The sequence below is a fragment of the Gallaecimonas sp. GXIMD4217 genome (assembly GCF_038087665.1).
In the GTDB taxonomy this organism is placed as follows: domain Bacteria; phylum Pseudomonadota; class Gammaproteobacteria; order Enterobacterales; family Gallaecimonadaceae; genus Gallaecimonas.
Genome location: NZ_CP149925.1, coordinates 666,354 through 690,064, shown reverse-complemented (window position 1 = coordinate 690,064; position 23,711 = coordinate 666,354). Strand labels below are relative to the sequence as shown.

28 protein-coding genes are annotated in these 23,711 nt (G+C 66.2%); 12 read left to right on the top strand and 16 right to left on the bottom strand.

All coding sequences use genetic code 11. The features are described from left to right. Positions 1 to 21 precede the first annotated feature (21 nt). The 11 genes from acpS to rpoE are packed head-to-tail and all read right to left on the bottom strand — an operon-like array spanning position 22 to position 8,840. On the bottom strand, positions 22 to 387 hold the full coding sequence (acpS, locus tag WDB71_RS03440; protein WP_341503247.1) for a holo-ACP synthase: 366 nt from the start codon (positions 385 to 387) through the stop codon (positions 22 to 24). Further along, on the bottom strand, positions 384 to 1,106 hold the full coding sequence (pdxJ, locus tag WDB71_RS03435; protein ID WP_341503246.1) for a pyridoxine 5'-phosphate synthase: 723 nt from the start codon (positions 1,104 to 1,106) through the stop codon (positions 384 to 386). The genes acpS and pdxJ overlap by 4 nt, the downstream gene beginning before the upstream one ends. Next, a complete protein-coding gene (recO, locus tag WDB71_RS03430; protein ID WP_341503245.1) occupies positions 1,103 to 1,783 on the bottom strand; it encodes a DNA repair protein RecO in 681 nt (226 codons plus the stop codon). The genes pdxJ and recO overlap by 4 nt, the downstream gene beginning before the upstream one ends. Further along, positions 1,784 to 2,677, bottom strand: a complete 894-nt coding sequence (era, locus tag WDB71_RS03425) for a GTPase Era (protein WP_341503244.1) — start codon at positions 2,675 to 2,677, stop codon at positions 1,784 to 1,786. Next, a complete protein-coding gene (rnc, locus tag WDB71_RS03420) occupies positions 2,670 to 3,347 on the bottom strand; it encodes a ribonuclease III (protein WP_341503243.1) in 678 nt (225 codons plus the stop codon). Before rnc ends, era begins: the two co-directional genes overlap by 8 nt. A 46-nt stretch (positions 3,348 to 3,393) precedes the next feature. After that, the gene (gene lepB, locus WDB71_RS03415) at positions 3,394 to 4,308 is read right to left on the bottom strand and encodes a signal peptidase I (protein WP_341503242.1); all 915 of its coding nucleotides are present in this window, start codon (positions 4,306 to 4,308) and stop codon (positions 3,394 to 3,396) included. Positions 4,309 to 4,318: 10 nt separating this feature from the next. Next, complete coding sequence (lepA, locus tag WDB71_RS03410) at positions 4,319 to 6,109, bottom strand: translation elongation factor 4 (RefSeq protein WP_341503241.1); 1,791 nt, start codon at positions 6,107 to 6,109, stop codon at positions 4,319 to 4,321. 50 nt (positions 6,110 to 6,159) lie between these two features. Next, entirely contained in the window at positions 6,160 to 6,639 is a 480-nt protein-coding gene (locus WDB71_RS03405) for a SoxR reducing system RseC family protein (protein WP_341503240.1), read from the bottom strand. Then, positions 6,636 to 7,616, bottom strand: coding sequence for a MucB/RseB C-terminal domain-containing protein (locus tag WDB71_RS03400; RefSeq protein WP_341503239.1), 981 nt, complete (start codon positions 7,614 to 7,616; stop codon positions 6,636 to 6,638). The genes WDB71_RS03405 and WDB71_RS03400 overlap by 4 nt, the downstream gene beginning before the upstream one ends. Beyond that, positions 7,617 to 8,234, bottom strand: a complete 618-nt coding sequence (locus WDB71_RS03395) for an RseA family anti-sigma factor (RefSeq protein ID WP_341503238.1) — start codon at positions 8,232 to 8,234, stop codon at positions 7,617 to 7,619. An 18-nt stretch (positions 8,235 to 8,252) separates the two neighbouring features. Further along, on the bottom strand, positions 8,253 to 8,840 hold the full coding sequence (gene rpoE, locus WDB71_RS03390; protein ID WP_341503237.1) for an RNA polymerase sigma factor RpoE: 588 nt from the start codon (positions 8,838 to 8,840) through the stop codon (positions 8,253 to 8,255). Between the two features lie 181 nt (positions 8,841 to 9,021). Here rpoE and nadB point away from each other — a divergent pair, with 181 nt between their 5' ends. Then, positions 9,022 to 10,620, top strand: coding sequence for an L-aspartate oxidase (nadB, locus tag WDB71_RS03385; protein WP_341503236.1), 1,599 nt, complete (start codon positions 9,022 to 9,024; stop codon positions 10,618 to 10,620). A 25-nt stretch (positions 10,621 to 10,645) separates the two neighbouring features. On the opposite strand, the gene WDB71_RS03380 is transcribed toward nadB, so the two are convergent. After that, the gene (locus tag WDB71_RS03380) at positions 10,646 to 10,984 is read right to left on the bottom strand and encodes a hypothetical protein (protein ID WP_341503235.1); all 339 of its coding nucleotides are present in this window, start codon (positions 10,982 to 10,984) and stop codon (positions 10,646 to 10,648) included. Positions 10,985 to 10,991: 7 nt separating this feature from the next. Next, positions 10,992 to 11,255: a succinate dehydrogenase assembly factor 2 gene (locus WDB71_RS03375; RefSeq protein ID WP_341503234.1), complete on the bottom strand. Its 264-nt coding sequence runs from the start codon at positions 11,253 to 11,255 to the stop codon at positions 10,992 to 10,994. A 99-nt stretch (positions 11,256 to 11,354) separates the two neighbouring features. Between WDB71_RS03375 and ygfZ the strand changes: the two genes are divergently transcribed. Further along, positions 11,355 to 12,359: a tRNA-modifying protein YgfZ gene (gene ygfZ, locus WDB71_RS03370; RefSeq protein ID WP_341503233.1), complete on the top strand. Its 1,005-nt coding sequence runs from the start codon at positions 11,355 to 11,357 to the stop codon at positions 12,357 to 12,359. 25 nt (positions 12,360 to 12,384) lie between these two features. Here ygfZ and WDB71_RS03365 read toward each other — a convergent pair whose 3' ends face one another. Next, positions 12,385 to 13,065, bottom strand: coding sequence for an MliC family protein (locus WDB71_RS03365; protein WP_341503232.1), 681 nt, complete (start codon positions 13,063 to 13,065; stop codon positions 12,385 to 12,387). Between the two features lie 154 nt (positions 13,066 to 13,219). Between WDB71_RS03365 and WDB71_RS03360 the strand changes: the two genes are divergently transcribed. The 7 genes from WDB71_RS03360 (at position 13,220) to WDB71_RS03330 (ending at position 18,730) form a co-directional block, all read left to right on the top strand. Further along, the gene (locus WDB71_RS03360) at positions 13,220 to 14,479 is read left to right on the top strand and encodes an NAD(P)/FAD-dependent oxidoreductase (RefSeq protein ID WP_341503231.1); all 1,260 of its coding nucleotides are present in this window, start codon (positions 13,220 to 13,222) and stop codon (positions 14,477 to 14,479) included. Positions 14,480 to 14,549: 70 nt separating this feature from the next. Continuing rightward, on the top strand, positions 14,550 to 15,041 hold the full coding sequence (locus WDB71_RS03355; protein ID WP_341503230.1) for a TlpA disulfide reductase family protein: 492 nt from the start codon (positions 14,550 to 14,552) through the stop codon (positions 15,039 to 15,041). 61 nt (positions 15,042 to 15,102) lie between these two features. Then, positions 15,103 to 16,173 (top strand): site-2 protease family protein, encoded by a 1,071-nt coding sequence (locus WDB71_RS03350; RefSeq protein WP_341503229.1) that lies wholly within the window; start codon positions 15,103 to 15,105, stop codon positions 16,171 to 16,173. A 69-nt stretch (positions 16,174 to 16,242) separates the two neighbouring features. Next, the gene (locus WDB71_RS03345; RefSeq protein ID WP_341503228.1) at positions 16,243 to 16,638 is read left to right on the top strand and encodes an MmcQ/YjbR family DNA-binding protein; all 396 of its coding nucleotides are present in this window, start codon (positions 16,243 to 16,245) and stop codon (positions 16,636 to 16,638) included. Between the two features lie 215 nt (positions 16,639 to 16,853). Beyond that, entirely contained in the window at positions 16,854 to 17,189 is a 336-nt protein-coding gene (locus WDB71_RS03340) for a DUF3718 domain-containing protein (RefSeq protein WP_341503227.1), read from the top strand. Between the two features lie 55 nt (positions 17,190 to 17,244). Beyond that, positions 17,245 to 18,324, top strand: coding sequence for a CapA family protein (locus tag WDB71_RS03335; RefSeq protein WP_341503226.1), 1,080 nt, complete (start codon positions 17,245 to 17,247; stop codon positions 18,322 to 18,324). A gap of 10 nt (positions 18,325 to 18,334) precedes the next feature. After that, complete coding sequence (locus WDB71_RS03330; RefSeq protein WP_341503225.1) at positions 18,335 to 18,730, top strand: VOC family protein; 396 nt, start codon at positions 18,335 to 18,337, stop codon at positions 18,728 to 18,730. On the opposite strand, the gene WDB71_RS03325 is transcribed toward WDB71_RS03330, so the two are convergent. After that, positions 18,727 to 19,080: a DUF393 domain-containing protein gene (locus tag WDB71_RS03325; protein ID WP_341503224.1), complete on the bottom strand. Its 354-nt coding sequence runs from the start codon at positions 19,078 to 19,080 to the stop codon at positions 18,727 to 18,729. The genes WDB71_RS03330 and WDB71_RS03325 overlap by 4 nt on opposite strands. 107 nt (positions 19,081 to 19,187) lie before the next feature. Between WDB71_RS03325 and WDB71_RS03320 the strand changes: the two genes are divergently transcribed. From WDB71_RS03320 to WDB71_RS03310, 3 genes are all read left to right on the top strand, one after another. Then, the gene (locus WDB71_RS03320; RefSeq protein WP_341503223.1) at positions 19,188 to 20,783 is read left to right on the top strand and encodes an ABC-F family ATPase; all 1,596 of its coding nucleotides are present in this window, start codon (positions 19,188 to 19,190) and stop codon (positions 20,781 to 20,783) included. A 406-nt stretch (positions 20,784 to 21,189) separates the two neighbouring features. After that, complete coding sequence (locus WDB71_RS03315) at positions 21,190 to 21,933, top strand: DUF2726 domain-containing protein (protein ID WP_341503222.1); 744 nt, start codon at positions 21,190 to 21,192, stop codon at positions 21,931 to 21,933. A 112-nt stretch (positions 21,934 to 22,045) separates the two neighbouring features. Further along, positions 22,046 to 22,423, top strand: a complete 378-nt coding sequence (locus tag WDB71_RS03310) for an STAS/SEC14 domain-containing protein (protein ID WP_341503221.1) — start codon at positions 22,046 to 22,048, stop codon at positions 22,421 to 22,423. A 16-nt stretch (positions 22,424 to 22,439) separates the two neighbouring features. Here WDB71_RS03310 and WDB71_RS03305 read toward each other — a convergent pair whose 3' ends face one another. Then, positions 22,440 to 23,693: a PDZ domain-containing protein gene (locus tag WDB71_RS03305; protein ID WP_341503220.1), complete on the bottom strand. Its 1,254-nt coding sequence runs from the start codon at positions 23,691 to 23,693 to the stop codon at positions 22,440 to 22,442. Between the last annotated feature and the right edge of the window lie 18 nt (positions 23,694 to 23,711).

The window sequence follows — 23,711 nt, the reverse complement described above, 5'->3', positions numbered from 1 at the left end:
CGCCTTCTTGCTGGCTGGGAGTCAGGACTCCAGGATCACCGTGGCCATGGCCAGGGCCTTCTCGTCGGACAGGGCCAGGTGGCAGCGGCTCACCCCCATGGCCCGGGCCAGCTCCAGGGCCCGGCCGCTGAGGCTCAGCAGCGGCTTGCCGGCCTGATCGTTGCGCACTTCGAAATCCTGGAAGGACACGCCGTCGGCAATGCCGGTGCCCAGGGCCTTGGCGGCGGCCTCCTTGGCCGCCCAGCGCTTGGCCAGGAACGACAGCGGCCTGCCCCGCTGCTGGTACTGTTCGTTCTCGAACGGGGTCAGCAGCCGCCGGGCAAAGCGCTCGGCCGAGCGCTCGAAGCGGTCGATGCGGACCACGTCGTTGCCCAGCCCCAGGATCATCGCGCCGCCACCATCAGCGCCTTCATGTCGCGCACCGCCTTGTCCAGGCCGTCGAAGGCGGCCCGGGCGATGATGGCGTGACCGATGTTGAGCTCGTGGATCTCGGGGATGGCGGCGATGGGCTGCACATTGTGGTAGTGCAGGCCGTGGCCGGCGTTGACCACAAGCCCCTCGCGGTCGGCCAGGTTGACCCCGGCCTGGATCCGCGCCAGCTCCTGGAGCTGGGCCTGGCCGCTGCTGTCGGCATAACCGCCCGTGTGGATCTCGATGTAGGGGGCGCACTGGGCGGCGGCCTCTATCTGACGGGGATCGGCGTCGATGAACAGCGACACCAGGATGCCGGCGTCGGCCAGGCGGGCGCAGGCGTCCTTGACCCTGTCCAGCTGGCCGGCCACTTCCAGGCCCCCCTCTGTGGTCAGCTCCTCGCGCTTTTCCGGCACCAGGCAGACGAACTGCGGCTTCACCTGCTCGGCGATGGCCAGCATCTCGTCGGTGATGGCCATCTCCAGGTTCATGCGGGTGCCTATGGTGTCCCTGAGGGCGAACACATCGCGGTCGGTGATGTGGCGGCGATCCTCGCGCAGGTGCACGGTGATGCCGTCGGCGCCGGCCCGCTCGGCCACGAAGGCGGCCTCCACCGGATCCGGGTAACGGGTGCCGCGGGCGTTGCGCAGTGTGGCGATATGGTCGATGTTGACGCCGAGATAGATGGGGTTCATGGCTTGCCTCCTGCCAGCCTGAAGAGCTCCCGGCTCTTCAGGGGTTTGTCTCCAAGATGGGGTGATAACAGCATACGACACAGGCCCTTGGCGGCCCTGAGCACCTCGCTGCGGTGCCAATGGCCCTGGGCCAGGGCCAGCACCTCGGCGCCCAGGAAGGGGCCGCTGGGCTGGGCCACCAGGCCGGCGTCCGCCACCAGGGTGTAGCGGCCGTCCTCGGCCAGGGGGGCGCCTTGGGCGTCCCGCCACAGGTCGATGCCGTAGCCGAGCCGGTGCAGCAGGCTCAGCTCGAAGCGGCGCAGCACCGGCTCCACCGGCTCGGTCAAAAGGGCGGCCAGGGTCTGTTCGTAAAGGGTGAAGAGCCCCTCGGCCTCGGTGTCCCGGGCCAGGAGGCGGATAAGGATCTCGTTGAGGTAGAAGCCGGCATAAAGAGCGGTGCCGGCCAGGGGCCAGTGGCGGCGCACCTCCAGCTGGCGGGCGGACTTGAGCTCGCCCTTGCCGGCCAGGCTCAGTTCCAGGCGCACGAAGGGCTGCATGGCGGCGCGCTTGTCGCTCTTCTTGGCGGCCATGCCCCGCACCACCACCCCGACCCTGCTGTCGTTATCGAGCAGCAGCTCGGCCAGGGCGGCATCGTCCTGGTAGGGACGGCGGTGCAGCACATAGGCTGCCAGGGCCATTTAGTCGTCTCCGTAGCCCAGGCTGCGCAGGGCCCGTTCGTCGTCGGCCCAGCCGGACTTGACCTTGACCCACAGCTCCAGGTGCACCGGGTAGTTGAACAGGCGCAGCATGTCCTGGCGGGCGTCGGTGCCGATGCGCTTGAGGCGCTCGCCCTTGTTGCCGATGACCATCTTCTTCTGGCCTTCCCGCTCCACCAGGATCAGGCCGTTGATCAGGAAGCGACCGCCCTCTTCCTTGAAGCGTTCGATCTCGACGGTGACGGAGTACGGCACCTCGTCGCCCAGGTTGCGCATCAGCTTCTCGCGGATGATCTCCGCGGCCATGAAGCGGGAGCTGCGATCGGTGATGTAGTCGTCGGGGAAGATGTGCTCGCACACGCCGATGCGCTTCTCCACTTCCTCGCGCAGGGCCTCCACCTGGTCGCCCTTCTCGGCGCTGATGGGCACTATGGCGGCGAAATCGAACTGCTCGGACAGCCATTTAAGGTGCGGCAGCAGATCCTGGCGCTTGGCGATGTTGTCTATCTTGTTCACCGCCAGGATCACCGGCTTGTTCAGGCCCTTGAGCTTTTCCAGCACCATGGCGTCGTCGCTGGTCCAGTGGGTGCCTTCCACCACGAACACCGCCACCTCCACGTCGCCCAGGGAGGAGCTGGCCGCCCGGTTCATCAGGCGGTTGATGGCCCGCTTCTCGTCCTGGTGCAGGCCGGGGGTGTCCACGTAGATCACCTGCAGCTCGTCGCGGGTGTCGATGCCGACGATGCGGTGACGGGTGGTCTGGGCCTTCTTGGAGGTGATGGACACCTTCTGACCCAGGAGCTGGTTCAGCAGGGTGGATTTGCCCACATTGGGGCGGCCGACGATGGCCACAAAACCGCAGCGCTGCTCAGTCATTTTTCAGTTGCTCCAGGGCTTGTTCGGCGGCGGCCTGCTCTGCCTTGCGGCGGCTGGAGCCGATGCCGATCATGGGGTTGGCCAGGCCTTCGACCTGGCAGGACACGGTGAAAGTCTGATTGTGGGCCTCGCCCTCGACCTTTTCCACCACGTAGCCGGGCAGGGGCAGGCGGCGGCCCTGCAGGTATTCCTGCAGCCGGGTCTTGGGATCCTTCTGGGCCACGCCGGGCTGGATGGCCTTGAGGCGCTCGGCGTACCAGCTGAGGATCATCTCCCTGGCCTTTTCCAGGCCGGCGTCCAGGTAGATGGCGCCTATGATGGCCTCCACGGCGTCGGCCAGGATGGATTCACGGCGAAAGCCGCCGCTCTTGAGTTCACCCGGGCCCAGGCGCAGGAAGTCGCCCAGGGCGAATTCCTTGCCCAGTTCGGCCAGGGTCTTGCCCCGCACCAGGGTGGCGCGCATGCGCGACATGTCCCCTTCGTTCACCTTGGGAAACTGGTGATAGAGGGCGTCGGCGATCACGAAGCTGAGGATGGAGTCGCCCAGGTATTCCAGGCGTTCGTTGTGCTGGCCGCCGGCGCTCCTGTGGGTCAGGGCCTGCTTGATCAGGGCCTGGCTCTCGAAGCGGTAGCCCAGGCGGCGGTATAAGGTGTCCAATGGGTTTGTCATCAGCCTATAAAAAACCTCGGGGTGGCCCTTGGCCACCCCTGAAAAATCATTCGATACGACCCAGTCGGTCCAGTCGTACCCCGGTGGGGACCCAGTTTGGCAGCCAGTGCTCCGGGTCCCTGTCACGCTCGAAGCTCATCCAGATGAACACCGCCTTGCCGACCAGGTTCTCCTTGGGCACGAAGCCCCAGAAGCGGGAGTCCCGGGAGTTGTCGCGGTTGTCGCCCACCATGAAGTAGTGGTCCTCGGGCACCAGCCATTCATCGCGGCGGGTGCCGCGCTGGCGGTAGAAGTCGCCGGTGCGGTCCGGGTAGGCGGGGTTGACCAGGATGTCGTGCTCCACCTCGCCGAGCTGTTCCACGTAGCGGTCCAGCGGGAAGGGGCCGTGGTAGTACTGGGCCTCCTGGCTGGGGGTGAGCGGCACCGACATCAGCTCCGGGCAGGGCTCGGCGGCGCAGGCCGGCTTGATGTAGAGCTGCTTGTCGCGGTAGATGACCCTGTCACCGGGCAGGCCTATGACCCGCTTGATGTAGTCCTGGCTCGGATCTTCCGGGTACTTGAACACGGCGATGTCGCCGCGCTCGGGGCTGCCGGTTTCGACCAGCTGCTTGCGCCAGACCGGATCCTTGATGCCGTAGGCGTACTTCTCCACCAGGATGAAGTCGCCCACCAGCAGGGTCGGCATCATGGAGCCGGTGGGGATCTGGAAGGGCTCGTAGAGGAAGGAGCGCAATACCAGCACCACGGCGATCACCGGGAAGATGCCCCTGGCCTGCTCGACCAGGCCGGACTCGGCCAGGATCCTGTTCCTGGTGTCCTGGTCCAGCTCGCCACCGGCGGCGGCCAGGGCGCTGTCCAGCGCCCGGCGGCGCCTGGGCGCCCAGAACACCCGGTCCGCCAGCCAGATCAGGCCGGAGCCCAGGGTGATGACCACCAGTAGAATGGAGAAGTATTGCGCCATGTGATTTCCTTTACTTGCCTACCTTGAGGATGGCCAGGAAGGCCTCCTGGGGCACCTCCACGTTGCCAAGCGCCTTCATGCGCTTCTTGCCCTCTTTCTGCTTCTGCAGCAGCTTCTTCTTTCGGGACACGTCGCCACCATAGCACTTGGCGGTCACGTCCTTGCGCAGCGCCTTGACCGTGGAGCGGGCGATGATGTGGTTGCCGATGGCGGCCTGGATGGCGATATCGAACATCTGGCGCGGGATCAGCTCGCGCATCTTCTCCACCAGCTCACGGCCACGGTACTGGGCGTTTTCCTTGTGGGTGATGATGGCCAGGGCGTCGACCCGGTCGCCGTTGATCAGCACGTCCAGGCGGCACATGTCGGCGGCCTCGAAGCGCTTGAAGTTGTAGTCCAGGGAGGCGTAGCCGCGGCTGGTGGACTTGAGGCGGTCGAAGAAGTCCAGCACCACCTCGGCCATGGGCAGCTCATAGGTCAGGGCCACCTGGTTGCCGTGGTAGGCCATGTTGACCTGGACGCCACGCTTCTCGACACAGAGGGTGATGACGTTGCCCAGGTAGTCCTTGGGCACCAGGATGTGGGCCTCGACGATGGGCTCGCGGATCTCCTCGATGTTCTGCACCGGCGGCAGATCGGAGGGGTTGTCCACCTGCTCGGTCTCGCCGGCGGTGGTGACCACCTCGTAGACCACGGTCGGCGCCGTGGTGATCAAGTCCAGGTTGTATTCCCGCTCCAGGCGCTCCTGGATGATCTCCATGTGCAGCATGCCCAGGAAGCCCAGGCGGAAGCCGAAGCCGAGGGCGGTGGAGGTCTCCGGCTCGTAGAACAGCGAGGCGTCGTTCAGGGCCAGCTTGCCCAGGGCGTCGCGGAAGGCCTCGTAGTCGTCTGAGCTGATCGGGAACAGGCCGGCGTAGACCTGGGGCTTGACCTTCTTGAAGCCCGGCAGCGGCGCTTCGCAGCCGTGCTTGGCCAGGGTCAGGGTGTCGCCCACGGGGGCGCCGTGGATGTCCTTGATGCCGCAGACCACCCAGCCCACCTCGCCACACTTGAGGCCGTCGGTGTCCTTCTGCTTGGGGGTGAAGATGCCGATGCGATCGATGCCCCACACCTGGCCGGTGCTCATGACCTTGATCTTGTCGTTCTTCTTCAGCTGGCCGTTCTTGATCCGCACCAGGGAGACGACGCCCAGGTAGGGGTCGAACCAGGAGTCGATGATCAGGGCCTGGGGGGCCGCGTCCGGATCACCTTGTGGCGGCGGTATGTCGGAAACGATCTTCTCCAGCACCTCGTCGATGCCGACGCCGGTCTTGGCGGAGCAGCGCACCGCGTCCATGGCGTCGATGCCGACGATGTCCTCGATCTCCTCGGCGACCCGGATCGGATCGGCCTGGGGCAGGTCGATCTTGTTCAGTACCGGCACCACTTCCAGATCCATATCGATGGCGGTGTAGCAGTTGGCCAGGGTCTGGGCTTCAACGCCCTGCCCGGCGTCCACCACCAGGAGCGCACCCTCACAGGCGGCCAGGGATCGGGATACCTCGTAGGAGAAATCCACGTGGCCGGGGGTGTCGATGAAATTGAGCTGGTAAGTGTTACCGTCCTGGGCCTTGTAGTCGAGGGTGACGCTCTGGGCCTTGATGGTAATGCCGCGCTCGCGTTCCAGGTCCATGGAGTCCAGGACCTGCTGCTGCATTTCCCTGTCGCTCAGGCCGCCACACACCTGGATCAGGCGATCCGAGAGGGTGGATTTGCCGTGGTCGATGTGGGCAATGATGGAAAAGTTACGAATGTGCTTCATGGAACTCGTGCTGCTAAGGGCGACACTCAGTGTCGTAAATGCCAGCGATTTTACTTGAACGCAGGGGGTGGCGTCATCACCTCAATGCGTTTACCGGCCGGACCGAGCACCGAAACCAGTTGCGGCTCACGCACCAGGGACGGCGCCAGGCGCCGGGCCAGGGCAAAGGCACCCCAGCCGCTCAGCACCACCACCGGCAGCAGGTAGAGCTCGGGCAGGGCCAGTATTTTCAGGAAGGGCGCCACCAGCAGCAGCGCCAGCAGCACCGCCAGGATCGGCATCAGGTACACCAGCAGCGCCCCCTTGATCAGGCTGTCCTCGGGGATGCCGAGCCGCACCCAGTCGCCCTTGACGACGGGTTCGTCGGTATGGAAGGTCAGGCTTTCCAGCTTGCCGGCCAGGGCCTTGCTCACCTGGCCGGTGCCGCAGTCGTCGGCGGCCTGGCAGCCGTCGCAGCTGGACTGGCGCAACACCGCCACCGTCACGGCCCGGCCCTTGACGGCCACCACCTCGGCATCGCGGATGATCATGGCCTGGTGTTCAGGCGAACCTGGTTGGCCACCCGCTCCAGGGTCTCGGCCGGCACAGTGCCCACCACCATGACCTCGATGCCGCCGTGGTTGATGCCCACCAGGTTGTAGAGGCCCTGCTGCATCATGCGCAGCTCCTGGTTCGGCGCGGCCGGGTTGATGTAGATGGCGATGTCGGCCAGGCCGTCGGAGTACAGCAGGTAGTCCACCGCCTCGCCCAGGTGCGGCAGGCGGTGATGGTTGCCGACCACGCCGATGAAGCCAGGCGGCAGCCAGGTGACCTCACCCAGCTGCTGCAGCGGCAGGTTGCCGGTATTGCTGGAGGGGGCAGGAAAGTTGGCCTGGGCGATGGCGTTCATGTTGCCGGAGGCCTCCTCCATGGCTTCCATGGCCACCACCATCAGCTGCTCCACCACCTCGCCCTGGAGGTTGAGGCGATCGGAGCGCAGCAGCAGGCCGGAATCCCGGTCTATCCACACCAGGTAACCGTGGCGGTGGTCGTCCTTGGGCACCACCCGCACCAGCTGGGCGGCACGGCCGGCGATGCGGGAGCGACCGGCCAGCACGAAGCGGTAATGCTCGGCCAGCTGGCTCGGGCTCTGCAGGAAGGCCTCGGGAATGGGGCCACGGATGGAGTCGGACTGGTAGGAATAGGGGGGATGCTCAAGATCCAGCAGGGTCACCACCTGGCCCTTGCGGACGATCTCCCGGGGCGGCCCGTTCAGGAACACCAGGTGTTCCAGCTCCTGGTCGTCCACCCGGCCGTGTTCGTAGCGAAAGGGCTGGACACGGCCGTTCTGGACCTTGACCAGGGACAGCACATAGTTGCTGTTGGCCAGTTGTTCGGAAAGACGCTGGAGCCACTGATGGGCCTGGGCTTCGGCGGCTTCGGCGGCCTGGGCGGCCACCGGCGGCGTATCGGGCTGGGCGGGCTCGGCCGCGCCCAGCGCCATGGCCAGAAGGGCGACTGCTATCACTTAAGGCGTCTCTTGCTGCTCTTGCTGTTCGTCATTGATGCGCAGCTGCTGGGCATGGTCCTGCAGGTAGGCATTGACCCGGCGCTGCTGCTCGGCCTGGCTGAGGCGGCCCTGGGCCTGGGGCCTGGCCTCCAGGCTCACCGGGGCGGCGCCGCCGATGGCCGGCAGTGTGGTCAGCACAGGCGTGGGCTGGTTCAGCTCGGGATTGCCCTCGACGCCGTATTGCTGGACACCGAAGATGGCCACGGCGGTGACAGAGGCGGCCACGGCGAACTGGGCGGCACTGCGGCCCCAGTTGCCCAGCCAGCCAAAGCGGCTGCTGGCGTCTATGACCTCGCCCTGCTGCTCGGGTTGCTGAGCTTCTGCCTGGGGCTGGGCCTTGCCGGCCTGGGGGGCCAGCAGGGTCGGCTCCGATTCCAGCGCCTGGGCCACCCTGGCACTGATGTCCAGGTCGACCTGCTGGGGCAGGTCCCCTCTCAGGGCGTCGCCAATCAGGCTGTAGCGCTGCCAGCGATCCGCCAGCTCACCGTCCTCTTTCAGCTTTGCCAGCAGGCCATCGTCCAGATGGGATTCACTGTCCAGCAGTGCCGATAGGGTTTCGTTTATCTTGTCAGCCATGTCGTTACCTTCACAGCGCTAGGTGCGCCCAAGCAATGGTTGCAGTTTCTTGTCGATGGCTTCCCTGGCCCGGAAGATGCGCGAGCGCACCGTTCCCACTGGGCAATCCATCACTGTGGCGATCTCTTCGTAGCTCATGCCTTCCATTTCCCTCAGGGTAATGGCCGAACGCAGGTCATCCGGCAGGGCTTCGATGGCGTCGAACACCACTTTCTTGATCTCGTCCGACAGCAGCAGGTGCTCGGGGGTGTCCACCGCCTTCAGCGCTTCGCTGCCGTCGTAATATTCCGCCTCGCTGGCGTCCACGTCGCTGGCCGGCGGCCGGCGACCCTGGGCAACCAGATAGTTCTTGGCACTGTTGACGGCGATCCGGTACAGCCAGGTGTAGAAGGCGCTCTCGCCACGGAAGTTGGGCAAGGCGCGGTAAGCCTTGATGAAGGCCTCCTGCACCACGTCGCTGACGTCGCCGGGGTTTTTCACATAGCGGCTGACCAGGTTGGCCAACTTGTGCTGGTATTTGCCTACCAGCAGGTTGAAGGCCTGCTTGTCGCCGCGCTGCACCCGTCTCACCAGCGCCAGATCGTTCTCCGCCTTTTGCTCGCTCATCCGAGCCTGTTCTCCCAACATGCTTTTCTCGTACTTTTGTTCGTGACTCGGGGCAAAGGCATCTTCTGTGACAGGACCCATTTTGAGAAGTTCACACCGGGGTCAAGATTTTTGACTCCCGTCCCCGATGGCGAGATACTGCGCCGCATTGAATCACTTGCTCCTCTGGTCATCATACTGTATGCGAGCAGACACTGACCATCTCTGTGACGTCCTGGTCATCGGCAGCGGCGCCGCCGGCCTGACCCTGGCCCTGAAGCTGGCCGACCACGCCAAGGTAACGGTGCTGGCCAAGGGCCCCCTCAAGGAAGGCTCCACCTTCTATGCTCAGGGGGGCATCGCCGCCGTCTTCGACGAAGCGGACAGCGTCGACTTCCATGTCCAGGACACCCTGGTGGCCGGCGGCGGCATCTGTGACGAAGGCGCGGTGCGCTTTACCGCCAGCCATGCCAAGGAGGCCCTGGAGTGGCTGATCGGCCTGGGCGTGCCCTTCGACAAGGAGCCGGGCGAAGACCGCTACCACCTGACCCGGGAAGGGGGCCATTCCCACCGCCGCATCCTGCACGCCGCCGACGCCACCGGCCGGGCCGTGCAGCTGACCCTGGTGGATTCGGTCAAGGCCCACCCCAACATCAGCCTGCTGGAAGCCCACAACGCCGTGGATCTGCTCACCGGCCATAAGTTCGGCCTGGACAGCCAGCGCTGCTTCGGCGCCTATGTGTGGAACCGCCACAAGGCCCGGGTGGAAAGGGTGCGGGCCAAGGCGGTGGTGCTGGCCACCGGCGGCGCCTCCAAGGTCTACCAGTACAGCTCCAACCCGGACGTGGCCTCGGGCGACGGCATCGCCATGGCCTGGCGGGCCGGCTGCCGGGTGGCCAACATGGAGTTCAACCAGTTCCACCCCACCTGCCTCTACCATCCCCAGGCCAGGAATTTTCTGGTCACCGAGGCCCTGCGCGGCGAAGGCGCCGTGCTGCGCCGTCCCGACGGCAGCCGCTTCATGGACCAGCATCACGAGCTGGCCGAGCTGGCGCCCCGGGACGTGGTGGCCCGCGCCATCGACCACGAGATGAAGAAGCTGGGCGCCGACTGCGTCTTCCTGGACATCAGCCACAAGCCGGCGGAGTTCGTGCGCAAGCACTTCCCCACCATCTACCAGAAGCTCAAGGGCCTGGGCATCGACATCACCCGCGAGCCCATCCCTGTGGTGCCGGCCGCCCACTACACCTGCGGCGGGGTGATGACCGACCTGGACGGCCAGACCGACCTGGACGGCCTCTATGCGGTGGGCGAAGTGGCCTATACCGGCCTGCATGGCGCCAACCGCATGGCCTCCAACTCGCTGCTGGAATGCCTGGTGTTCGGGGCCGCCGCCGCCGACAAGATCATCAAGGAGCTTGGCACCCTGGGCGAGCCACCGCTGGCGCCGGCCTGGGACGAATCCAAGGTCACCGACTCCGACGAGGAGGTGGTGATCGCCCACAACTGGCACGAGCTCAGGCTGTTCATGTGGGACTACGTGGGCATAGTGCGCACCACCAAGCGCCTGGAGCGGGCGCTGCGGCGGGTGGAGCTGCTCAAGCAGGAGATCCAGGAGTACTACACCCACTTCAGGGTCAGCAACAACCTGCTGGAGCTGCGCAACCTGGTCACGGTCGCCGAGCTGATCATCCGCTCCGCCCTCAAGCGCAAGGAGTCCCGGGGGCTGCACTTCACCCTGGATCACCCCCAGCAGCTGGAGAATTCCGGCCCCACCGTGCTCAAGCCGGGCGATTTCTGAACAGGGCGGCACTGGCCGCCCTTTTTCATGGCCGGCTTCTCAGGCAGCGGTGCAGGCGCCGCCAGTCGCTGGCGGACAGCTCCGGCTCGAAGAGCCAATACCAGCGCTTGTGCAGCCTCAGCATCACCAGCCTGGGGGTCAGCAGCGCCGGGCTGGCCCTGCCCCGGTACTGGCTGTCGCCGGCACTCAGCCGCAGCTCGCCGCTTTCGCTTAGCCACAACAGCTCCGGCGGTGCCGGCAGGGGCACCCAGCACAGCAGCAGCCAGGCCGGCAGGGCCCACCAGGATGAAAGAAAGAAGAAGAGGGGAAGGAGACAGGCCAGGCACAGCCAGCGCAGCCGCTGGCGGCCCGGCCAGGGAGTCACTCTGAGGTTATGACTGGATACGGGCGTGGACACGGTCGACGATATGCTTGACCATGGCGGCCAGCTCGGGATCCTGGCACTGCTCGTGGCCCATGATCCAGGCAAACAGCTCCGGATCGTCGCATGCCAGCAGGCGTTCGAAGACCTTTTTCTGGTCCTCGGGCAGGTCGTCGTAGGCTTCTTCCACGAAGGGCTCGAACAGCACGTCCAGCTCCAACATGCCGCGGCGGCAGGCCCACTTCAGCCTGGCCTTGTGTACCGGATCAGTCATCAAAGAATACTCCTCGCCGTTGTGGCGCCAAGTCTACCTCAGCTCTTGGGCCTTGTCGCCACCAGGAGTATGATGGCGGCAAGTTCCAAGGAGGACCCCATGACTCAGCATTGGCAACCCCTCATTCAAGACCGCCATCTCGCTCCCCTCAGCGGCCAGCAGCAGCCGGCCCAGCTGGCCCTGATCCCCATCGACAGCCTGGGCCTGGTGCGCCTGAGCGGCCCGGACGCCACCAGCTTCCTGCAGGGCCAGGTGACCCTGGACGTCACCAGGCTGGACGACCGCCATGCCCGCCTCGGCGCCCATTGCGACGCCAAGGGCAAGATGCAGGGCCTGTTCCGGGCCTTCAAACAGGGCGACGACCTACTGCTGCTGCAGGACAAAGGCGCCGTGGCCCAGCAACTGCCGGCCCTGGCCAAGTACGCCGTCTTCTCCAAGGTCGAACTGACGGATGCCAGCGACACGCTGCTGATGCTGGGCGTGACCGGCGACGGCGCCGAGGCCTGGCTCGGCGACAAGCTGGGCGCCTGCCCCCAGGGCCATAACCAGACGGCGCCGCTGGACGGCGGCCTGGTGCTGCGCCTGGACAGCCCCTTCCCCCGCTACCTGGTGCTGCTGAGCGCCGACGCCATGGCCGCCCTGGTCAAGGACGCCGATGCCCTCTGGCTGGAAAGCGGCGCCTGGGTGGGCCTGGACATCCTGGCCGCCGAGCCCAGCCTGCCGGCCCCCCTGCAGGGGGAATACGTGCCCCAGCAGCTCAACCTGCAGCTGCTGGACGGTATCGCCTTCGACAAGGGCTGCTACGCCGGCCAGGAAGTGGTGGCGCGCATGCACTACAGGGGCGGCAACAAGCGGGCCATGTGGCACCTGGCGGGCAGCGCCGATAAGGCCCCCCAAGCCGGCGACGCCCTGGAGCTGAGCCTGGGCGACAACTTCCGCCCCGGCGGCGTGGTGGTGGCCAGCTACCGCTTCGGCGATGGCAGCCTGCACCTGCTGGCGGTGTGCCGCAACGATCTGGAGGGCGACGAGCGCTTCCGGGTCAAGGGCGATGAGCACAGCGCGCTGCAGCTGGCACCCATGCCCTATGCAATAACCAGCGACTGACAAGGCGCCCCCAGGGGCGCCTTTTTCAATGGAGCGGCCGGCCGCAGCCCTTCATGGCCTGCCCGGCCAGCCTTATCGTCACCTTGGTCTCGAAACGCTGGCCGCTCATGTCATCAACGCAGGGCCCCGGCGCCAGGGTCACGTCGAGGCGCTGGCCCTTGAACAGGCTCTGGTCGCCGAATTCCCGCACCTCGGCGCTGTCCTCGATACGGGTATTGCCGTAATCGGTCACCAGCAGCAGTCGGTTGCCCTGGATCTCCAGTACCCAGCCGGGTTCGTTGCCGACGGCGCGAAAATCCATGCCGCTCAGCTTGCTCTGCTCCCAGGGCGCTTCCGCAACCTGCTCCCGGCAATGGCGCCGCCCCGTCGGGGTTTCCAGCCTGGCCTCCTGGCCCTTGGACCAGAAGAACACGCCCCCTTCCCCGCTCATCCTGACCCCGGACGCGGCCGGCTCGGCCTGCATTTCCAGGGACAAACCAGGGGCAAACAGCCAGCCGCCGCCGTCCCGCAACTCCAGCACCACCCGCTCACCCTCGCAGTCGTAAACCCGGACCTTGAAGGGCGCCTCCCGCTCCGGCAAGGGCAACCGCGGCTCGGGGACCGGCTCGGCCGGCACCGCCGAGGCGCCGTCCCGTGACTCGGGCGCCTCGGGCTCGGAACAGGCGGCCAGCAGCAGGCAGCCCAGCGTCATCAGCATCTTGTTCATGGATCGCTCCCCAAAACGGCAAAGGCCAGCCTGGGCCAGGCGCGCCAACGGCCCCCGAACCCTGGCAGCTTTTGTTGACGGCCGGCCCCGGCGTTCATCCGGCAGCCAGCAACTAAGCTTCTGTTAGAGTAAGAAAAAACTGAGGAGACTGCCTGTGAAAAGGATCCTGATCGTCGGCGGTGGCGCCGGAGGACTGGAGCTGGCCTGCCGCCTGGGCCGCCAGCTTGGACGGCGCGGCGAGGCGGAGGTCTGGCTTATCGACCAGAGCCGCCAGCATGTCTGGAAACCCCTGCTGCACGAGGTGGCCACCGGCGCCTTCAACCCGGAGCTGGGCGGCGCCGACTACCTGCTGCTGGCCAGGCTCAACCACTTCCAGTTCCTGCAGGGACGGATGACCGAGCTGGACAGCGACAACAAGCAGATCCAGCTGGCCGCCAGCCGCGACGACAAGGGCCGTTACCTGTCCGGCGCCACCCACCTCGACTACGACCTGCTGGTGCTGGCCCTGGGCAGCCAGAGCGCCGACTTCGGGGTGCCCGGCGTGGCCGAGCATGCCTTCTTCCTGGATGCACCGGATCAGGCAATACGTTTCCACCAGCACCTGCTGGCCAAGGTCCAGGGCCGCCAGCTTAAGGCCGACCAGCAGCCGCTGCGGGTCACCATAGTAGGGGCCGGCGCCACCGGCGTGGAGCTGTCCGCCGAGCTGGTCAGCGCCGCACAGCAGCTGCGCCACTACGGCGCCAGCCGGCTGGATCTGGCCATCAGCCTGCTGGAGGCGGGGCCAAGGATCCTGCCGGCACTGAAGGAGCGTATCAGCCAGAAGGCGGCCCGGGAGCTGGCCGGCATGGACATCCACATTCGCACCAGCGCCAAGGTGATCCGGGCCGACAAGGACGGCTTCGTGCTGGAGGGCGAGGAAAAGGTCGACGCCGATCTGCTGGTCTGGGCCGCCGGCATCAAGGGCGCCGACTGGCTGCAGCAGCTGGGCCTGGAATGCAACAAGCGCAACCAGCTGGTGGTGGACGAGCAGCTGCGTTCGCTGAGCGACGAGCACATCTATGCCCTGGGCGACTGCTGCGACGCCGCCCCGCCCCGGGCCCAGGCCGCCCACCAACAGGCCAACTTCCTGGCCCGCCACCTGGCCGCCCTGGCCCGCGGCCAAAGCAGCAATGCCAGCTTCCAGTACCGGGACCAGGGCTCGCTGGTATCCCTGGCCGAGGACGGCGCCGTCGGCGGCCTGATGGGCAGCCTGTCCAAGGGCACCTTCTTCGTGGAGGGACACCTGGCCAAGCTGATGTACGTGTCCCTCTACCGCAAGCACCAGCTGGCCCTGTTCGGCTTCTGGCGCACCCTGGGCCTGTGGCTGGCGGACAGGGTCAACCGCTGGTTCCGGCCCAGGCTCAAGCTGCACTGAGCCTGCTTTTGTGGCACAAAGGGTTTTCCAGGCAGCCGGGAATGGCTGCCTTTCGCCACAAGGAACCCCCATGTTGAAACGACTCATTCCCCTGGCGCTGCTGCCGATGCTGGCCGCCTGCGCCCAGACCCCGCCAGACAAGCCCGACTACCTCACCTATGTCAGCCAGGGCCAGCAGTTGCCGCTGCCGCCCCTGGAAAGCATCGACGGCCAGTCCCTGGATCTGGCCCTGTCCAGCAAGCGCAAGCTGGTGATCCTATTCGCCACCTGGTGCCACGACTCCCAGCGCACCATCCGCGACCTGATGGCCTCCGAGCTGGCCCGGGATGACGATCTCCAGATCGTCGGCATAGGCCGGGAGGAAAGCCCCGACGCCCTGGCCAGGTTCGCCAAGGAATTCGGTACCAACTTCCCGCTGGTGGCCGATCCGGACCGCAGCCTCTACGGCCGCTTCGCCAATGCCGGCATCCCCAGGCTGATCCTGGTGGACGAACACAACCAGGTGGTCAAGACCCTGATCGGCGAAAAGCCCGGTGTGCTCAGCGAGGTCCGCTGGCAGTAGGCTGCATCGCGGCGCCATTTGTGGCATAAAGGCGGCAGTTTGACTCTGCCGCCCGTGAGCCATGAAACTGACCCTGCTCGACATGACCGTTTTCGGCCACCAGCTCAGGCTGGAGGCCGACATCTATGGCAAGGAATACGTCTATCTCAACGACCAGCTGGTCAGCGAGAAGCGCAACCTCACTTCCACCGCCAGCAGCCATCCCTTCGCCTTCGGCGAGGGGGACTGGCAGCTGGAATTCAAGCTGGACTGGCGAATGACCCAGCTTGACTACCGTATCCAGCGCGGCGACGAGCAGACCCAGGGCCAGCTGCTGCTGCCGCCGGATCTGAGCCAGTCCCTGGGCAACGCCAGGGCGCAGCAGGCGCCGGCCCGGCGCAGCGGCCTGATCGGCTGGGCGGCCCTGGGCTTCAAGCTGTTCAAGTCCGCCAAGGTCATCAAGGTGGCCCTGGCCGGGGCCAGCTTCGCCAGCTACGCGTACCTGTTCAACTGGCAGATGGCGGTGATCCTGCTGGCGATACTGGTGTTCCACGAATATGGCCACCTCAAGGCCATGCACCGCTTCGGCATCAAGACCAAGGGCATCTTCCTGATCCCCTTCTTTGGCGGCGCCGCCGTGGCCTCGGAGCGCTTTCGCACCCAGTGGCAGGAGGTCTACGTGGCCCTGGCCGGCCCCAGCTTCGGCATGGCCATGTGCCTGGCGGCCTACGGCCTCTATCTGCTGACCGGCTCGGCCTTTATCGGCGCCGTGGCCTCCCTGGCGGCCTTCCTGAACCTGTTCAACCTGCTGCCCATACATCCCCTGGACGGCGGCCGGGTGCTCAAGGCCATCATGGCCTCCACCCAGAGCAGGCTGGCCTTCTGGGCGGTGATGGCTTGCTCGGCGGCGGGCTTTGCGGCGTCGCTGACCTTCGGCCTCAGCCTGCTGGCCATACTGCTGGTGGTGGGGGTGCTGGATCTGCTGGGCGAACGCAAGCACCCGGGCCGGCAGCTGCCCATGAACGGCTACGCCATGCTGGTGTCCCTGGCCTGGTACCTGGCGGTGGCCCTGCCGCTGCTGGCCATCATCTTCGCCATGGCCGGCAGCGGCCTGCCCGGCACCGAGATCCCCCATTTGATACTGACGTCCTGACATAGAGGCGGCCTCAGGGGCGCTTTTTGTGTGACATGAGGCCCGTGCTGGCCCACGGGGAGCAACAACATGGATAGAGATGCCGCCAGAGCGCACCTGCTCGGCCTGCCTGAGGCCGTGGAGGACCATCCCTTCGGGCCTGATGTGGCCGTCTTCAAGGTCGGCGGCAAGATGTTCGCCACCCTGGCCCTGGGCAAGGGCAACGAAAAAGGCACGGACGGCAAGATGGCCGGGCACTGGTGCATGAACCTCAAGTGCGAGCCCAACCAGGCCGACATGCTGCGCAGCCACTTCCCCGCCATCATCCCCGGCTACCACATGAGCAAGAGCCACTGGAACACGGTGATCCTGGACGGCTCCATCCCCGAAGGCGAAGTCCGGCGCCTGATGGAGCAGTCCTATGACCTTATCGTCGCCAGCCTGAGAAAGGCCGAACGGGAGCGGCTGGCGCGCCACCGTCGCTGACGTTGCCCAAGCAGGACCGGGCCGCTTTTTTTGTAAATAGCTGTGCCCGGCCCGCCCTGGCCTGTCCTGGTTTCACCGTGTTTTTCAATGCCCTGGGCTGAGCGCTGAAAAACCGTCATCACAGCCAGTTACACTTCAGCGCCACCAGCGCCGCCAGGCCGTTCAGACTTGTCTCCAGGGCCCGTCCCCGACGGGCCGATCGTAAGGAGCCCAAGATGAACATGCTGCCACTGGGCCTGGCCGCCGCCCTGCTTGCCACCACCAGCCAGGCCACCATCTACCAGGCCGCCGACAACAGCATCGCCACCCGTATCTGCATGGACGCCGCCGCCAACAAGCCGGCCCGCATGCTGCGCACCGCCGATGACATCAGCTACGGCTACAGCCTGATCGCCAACAGGATCAGCTGCAACGGCCTGCCCATAGGCCGCTTTGCCCAGGCCGCCGGCAGCGACAGGGTGGCCCGGCAACTGCTGCCGCGCAGCCACCAGAGGACCTGGGTGGAAATCCACGATATCGGCGCCGTTATCAAGGTCAGTGGCCGCCTCTAGGCTGCGGCCATGGCCAGGGCTGCCATTCTTAAGGCATATGCCTTGAGGATGGCCCATGCCGACCCTTTTCCTGAGCGGTGATCTCATGCTGGGGCGGGGCATTGATCAGATCCTGCCCCAGCCCTGCCCGCCCGAACTCTTCGAGCCCTGGGTCAGGGATGCCCGCGACTATGTGCGCCTGATGACCGACCAGAAGGGGCCGCTGCCGACGCCGGTGGCACCCGACTACCCCTGGGGCTTCGCCCTGGAGGTGCTGGACAGACTCGGGCCACAGCTGCGCCTGGTCAACCTGGAAACGGCCGTCACCTGCTCAGCCAACCCCTGGCCCGGCAAGGGCATCCACTACCGGCTCAGCCCGCAAAACGCCGCCGTGCTCGGCGCCGCCGCCCTGGACGGCTGCATCCTGGCCAACAACCACGTGCTGGATTGGGGCCGCCCCGGCCTTACCGAGACGTTGTTGGTACTGAAGGGGCTGGGGATCCAGGCCATAGGCGCCGGCAGAGACGATAGGGCGGCCCGGGCCCCGGCCATCTTCCCCCTGCCCTCTGGCCGGCTGCTGGCCTTCGGCTGCGGCCATGGCTCCAGCGGGATCCCCAGGGACTGGTCGGCCACGGGCGACAGGGCCGGCGTCTGGTACCTGGACAAGCTGGGGCAGGGGGAGCTGGACGAGATAGCCGCCGCCATCCAGGCCTGGCGACGGCCTGGCGATCGGGTGCTGGTGTCCATCCACTGGGGCGGCAACTGGGGCTTTGCCGTGCCTGCCGAGCAGAAGGCCTTTGCCCGTGCCCTGGTGGAGCTGGGGGTGGATCTGGTCCATGGCCACTCCAGCCACCATGTGAAGGGCCTGGAGATATACAAAGGCAGGCTGATCCTCTACGGCGCCGGCGATCTCATCAACGACTACGAGGGCATAGCAGCCAGGGCCGGCTACCGGGACGACCTGAGCTTTTTGTACCTGCCGACCCTGGCCGACGACGGTGCCCTGGCCTCGCTGCTGCTGGTGCCCACCCGCCTGGAGCAATTCCGGCTGGTGCCGCCGGCACCGGATGAGGTCGCCGAACTCGGGGCCATACTGGCAAGGGAAAGCCGGCTGGCCTTCACCACCACCCAGGAGGGCTGGCTCAGGCTGGCCTGAAGGAGGCACCATGGAACACTGCTACGGCCGCTTGCTGGATCACGTGCACCTCAAGGTGGCGGACCTTGAGAGCAGCCGCCGCTTCTACCGGGCCGTGCTGGCTGCCCTGGGCAAATCCCTCAGCGGCAACGACCAGGCCTGCTGGTGCGACGAACTGTACCTGGATCAAGGGCCGGCCAGCCGGGTGCATTTGGCCTTCCAGGCCCAGAGCCATGAACAGGTCAGGGCCTTCTACCGGGCGGCCCTGGCCGCCGGCGGCACCAGCAATGGCGAACCGGGCGAGCGCCCTTACCACCCTGGCTATTTCGCCGCCTTCGTGCGGGATCCGGACGGCAACAATGTCGAGGCCGTCTACCACGGCCCCAGCGAACGCTCCGCCGAAGCGGTCTGGGTGCACAGATCCTAGCCCCGGCCCTGGCGCCGCAGGCGCCTGTCCACCCACCAGCGGTACCAGCGCGACACCAGGGGGCGAATGCCGGGCAGGCCGATGATTGCGCCCAGGGGCCTCAGCCACCATACGTAGCGGAACAGCAGCATGTAGGCGTCCAGCTCGATATGAAGCCGGCCCTGCTGGTCGCGCACGTGCAGCTCCCGCAGGGCCCGGCTGGGCTCCAGGCCCAGGGCCTTCAGTTCCTGGTCGCGGTCGGTGATGTCCAGCCACTGCACCGGCGCCTGGGGGGCCCAGCGCTCGAAGTTGGCCCTGTCCCGCCGGCAGCGGGGGCAGGCGCCGTCGTAGAAAACCGTCAGCTTGTTCATGGATCCTTGGGCCCTGCCCGACGTACAAAAGTTCGCCGCTTTGTTGCTAAGGGCTGCCCCGCCCTGTAGTCTGCGCGCTCTTTTGATTTTTGCGCGAGGGCTCCGCCTTGATCACCACGGCCAACATCACCATGCAGTTCGGCGCCAAGCCGCTCTTTGAGAACATCTCCGTCAAGTTCGGCGACGGCAACCGCTATGGCCTCATCGGTGCCAACGGCTGTGGCAAGTCCACCTTCATGAAGATCCTCTCCGGCGAGCTGGAGCCCTCCGCCGGCAACGTCAGCCTGGAGCCCAACGTGCGCATGGCCAAGCTGGGCCAGGACCAGTTCGCCTACGAGGAATTCACCGTCATCGACACCGTGATCATGGGCCACAGGGAGCTGTGGGCGGTGAAGGAAGAGCGCGACGCCATCTACGCCCAGGCCGAGATGAGCGAGGAAGACGGCATGAAGGTGGCGGATCTGGAGACCCAGTTCGCCGAGATGGACGGCTACTCCGCCGAGGCCCGCGCCGGCGAACTGCTGCTGGGCCTGGGCATCCCCGAGGAGCAGCACTTCGGCCTGATGAGCGCCGTGGCCCCGGGCTGGAAGCTGCGGGTGCTGCTGGCCCAGGTGCTGTTCTCCGATCCGGACATCATGCTGCTGGACGAGCCCACCAACAACCTGGACATCCACACCATCCACTGGCTGGAGCAGGTGCTGAACGCCCGCAACTGCACCATGATCATCATCTCCCACGACCGCCACTTCCTGAACTCGGTCTGCACCCACATGGCGGATCTGGACTATGGCGAGCTGCGACTGTTCCCCGGCAACTACGACGAGTACATGACCGCCGCCACCCAGGCCAGGGAGCGCCTGCTGGCCGACAACGCCAAGAAGAAGGCCCAGATAGCCGAGCTGCAGACCTTCGTCAGCCGCTTCAGCGCCAACGCCTCCAAGGCCCGCCAGGCCACCAGCCGCCAGAAGCAGATCGACAAGATCAAGCTGGAGGAGGTCAAGCCCTCCAGCCGCCAGAACCCCTTCATCCGCTTCGAGCAGGAAAAGCCCCTGTACCGCCAGGCCCTGGAGGTGGAGAGCCTGGCCCAGGGTTATGACGGCGAACTGCTGTTCCAGGACTTCAAGCTGCGGGTGGACGTGGGCGAGCGCATCGCCATCATCGGCCCCAACGGCATCGGCAAGACCACCCTGCTGCACACCCTGGCCGGCGCCATGGCGCCCAAGGGCGGTAGCATCAAGTGGTCGGAAAACGCCAACATCGGCTACTACGCCCAGGACCACGCCAACGAGTTCGACAGCGACAAGAACCTCTACGACTGGCTGGACGACTTCAAGCAGGAAGGAGACGACGAGCAGGTGGTGCGCGGCATGCTGGGCCGGATGCTGTTCAGCCAGCACGAGATCAAGAAGGGCGTGAAGGTGATCTCCGGCGGCGAGCAGGGCCGGATGCTGTTCGCCCGGCTGATGCTGCAAAAGCCCAACATCCTGCTGATGGACGAGCCCACCAACCACATGGACATGGAATCCATCGAATCGCTGAACCTGGCGCTGGAGAACTACAAGGGCACATTGCTGTTCGTCAGCCACGACCGCCAGTTCGTCAGCTCCCTGGCCACCCGCATCATCGAACTGACCCCCACCGGCATCAACGACTACCTCGGGACCTACGACGACTACCTCAAATCCCAAGGTGTTGAGGGGTGAAGCCCGAAGTCCAAGCACTGCTTGGACGCGGCTGAACGCCAGCACACAGGACGTGCTGGCCGGCCCCAAGCTCCATGGATGGCTGGCAACACCGTAGCGAAATCGGTGGGTTACGCTGCGCTAACCCACCCTACAACGCAGGCGAACGCCGGTACACAGGATGTACCGGCCGGAAGGAATCACCAGGGATGGTTACCACCTCCAAAGGCTAAATCGGTGGGTTACGCTGCGCTAACCCACCCTACAACGCGGCTGAACGCCAGCACAGAGGGAAACCCGTCCAGAAAAGGCCCTCCGGCCCTTTCACCTGCCAACCCTGACAACCACCTAAACGACACGGCCGCACAACTTGCCGCCCCTGGTCAGCCCTGGCTACCCTGGCGCTTTTGCCAAGCCGCCCAACGCCATGGAACTGTCCACACTGCTGCCCTTCCCCGCCTACTGGTTGTCGACCCTGGTGCCGCCCCTGCTGCTGACCCTCTATTGGCTGCGCCGGCAAAGGCATCGCCGGTCACAGCCCTACCGGCTGCAGAGCCCCTACCTGAGCCAGGCCCAGTTGCGCCTGATGGCCGCCTTGCGGCCGGTGCTCAAGGACGACCAGCTGCTGCTGGCCAGGGTCCCACTCGACCAGCTGGTCAAGGCCGACAAGGCGCTGCCTGAAAAGGCGCAGCGCCGGGCCACGGCGCGCCTGGGCAGGCTGGAGCTGGATCTGCTGCTGCTCGATGCCACCGCCAAGCCCCTGGCCGCCATCTGTCTGGAGGGCCAGGGCGACCGGGAGTTCATCGGCCGATGCCTCGCGGCCCTGGAGCTGCCCCTGATCAGCTTCCCCGACAAGCAGCAATACCAGGCCGATGGCCTGCGCCGGCGCCTCAAGGCCGCCCTCAATCCCCACCCGGAGCTGCCCCACTTCGCGGCCCTGCGCAACGACCCCGGCCCCGGGCTCAATGACGGCCTCACCGCCCTAGTGCCGGCCGCCGACGAGGAGATAGAGGTGCCGGTACTGGCGGAGAAGATCTGCGCCAGGTGCGGCGACACCATGAACCGGCGCATTGCACAGAAGGGCAAGCTGCAGGGCCGGGCCTTCTGGGCCTGCAACCGCTATCCCCATTGTCGCCACCTGGAGCTGGAAACGCTGCCGAAGTCGGCCTGAGCCAGGCCCGTCAACATAGGCGGCGCCTTGGCACTGGCTGGGCTTCCCGGCCAGGCAAATCCCTTGCCCTCGGCCATACTTGTTGCAAAGCAACCACTTGGCCGAGGACAACATGCAAGCCGCCCATGGACTGACCATCAAGCTGGACCGCCACGACGACCAGATCTTCCTGTTCATGAAGATCCACGGGGAAGTGAACCACCAGGACTTCGAGCCCCTGCTGGCCGACATAGAGAAGTTGATAGAGGAAGCCGAGCACCCGCAACTGGACGTGCTGGTGGACATGATCGATTTCGCCGGTTTCGACGCCAGGGCCGCCTGGGACGACATCCAGTTCAGCCGCAAGCATGCCAAGGAATTCCACAAGGTGGCCGTGGTCGGCACCACCACCTGGGAGAAATGGCTGACCAAGGTGGGCAGCTGGTTTATCGACGGCGAGAGCCGCTACTTCGAAAGCATGGACGAGGCCAGGGCCTGGCTGAAGGCCTGACCTCGCCCAATCGCCATCAGCGCGCCACGGTCCGGCTAAGATGGGCCAGGGCCGCCTTGAGCGCCGGATCCTCGCCCTCGGCATCGGTGTCCGCCGGTATGCTCAGGTGCGGCGGCTGGTAGTCTTCCCGGAAGCGGCCGTCCACATGGTAGATACGCTCGAAGCCCAGCTCGACGCGGATCCGGGTCCCATCCAGGATCACCGACTTGATCCCCCCCAGCAGATCGGCCATGGGCGCGCCGAACACTTCGGCGCCCAGGGCCTCCATGCCGATGGTCATGCCCTCGCCCATGCTGCCGGTCCAGCGCCCGGCCAGCACCACGACCGGCTTGCCGTAATAAGGCTGGCTCGGCTGGACAAAGGCCTGGCGCAGCGGCGCCTTGTGGTAGGGCAGGCCGGGCTCCTGAACCCGGTAGGCCTGGTAGGGACGCCGCTCGGTGACGAAGTGGCCAAGGATGGGTTCGGCCACGCCGGTGTTGCCGCCGCTGGGGGTGTTGCGCAGATCCAGGAGCAGGGCGTCGGTATCGGCCAGCTCGGCAAGGGCGGCGCTGAAGGCGGCGGCGGTGTCGTCCCGGCCCAGGCTGTTGTTGAAGCGGATATGGCCCAGCTTGCCATGGCGCTTGTAGGACAGCGGCGCCCCGTCCCGAAACTGGTTGATGGCCTGGTAGCTGGCCGCCAGCTCGTGGCTAAGCTTGGCGCCGTTTCGCTCGATCACCAGGGTCCGCCCCTGGTTGCGGCGCCCACCCAGGGCCACGTTGAGGCCGTACAGCAGCTGGCTTGGCGCCAGCTCGTCAGGCTTGCGGCCGAACACGGCGGCGGCGGCCTGGGCCGCCGGCACACCGTCCACGGCCAGGATCTGGTCGCCGGGGCGAATGCCGGCCTCAAGGGCGGCCGAACCGCCCTTGACGTCCTCCACCACAAAGCGGCCCTGCTCAGCCCTGGCCCAGATGTCGGAGCCGGTGGGCATGACGCTGTAATCCCGTTCATCGTAGGGCCCCACGTTCAGGTGCGGATCCTGGAAGTGCTTGGTCAGCTGCTGCATCAGGTCCACCAGTTCCTGCTCGTCCTTGGCCGCCTGGGCTTTGGGCGCAAAACGGGCCAGCAGGGCGTCCAGATCGGCCCTTTCCTGGTAGGCGTATTCTTCCTTGAGCAGCGTGGAGAAGGCCTGCCAGGCCTCGGCCGGGGTGGCGGGCTGCTGGCCCTTGGACCAGAGCAGGCCGCTGCCGGTGGCCAGGGCAAGGGCCGCCAGGGCCAGGGTGGTTTTTTTCATCTGTCGTGTCCCTACGCC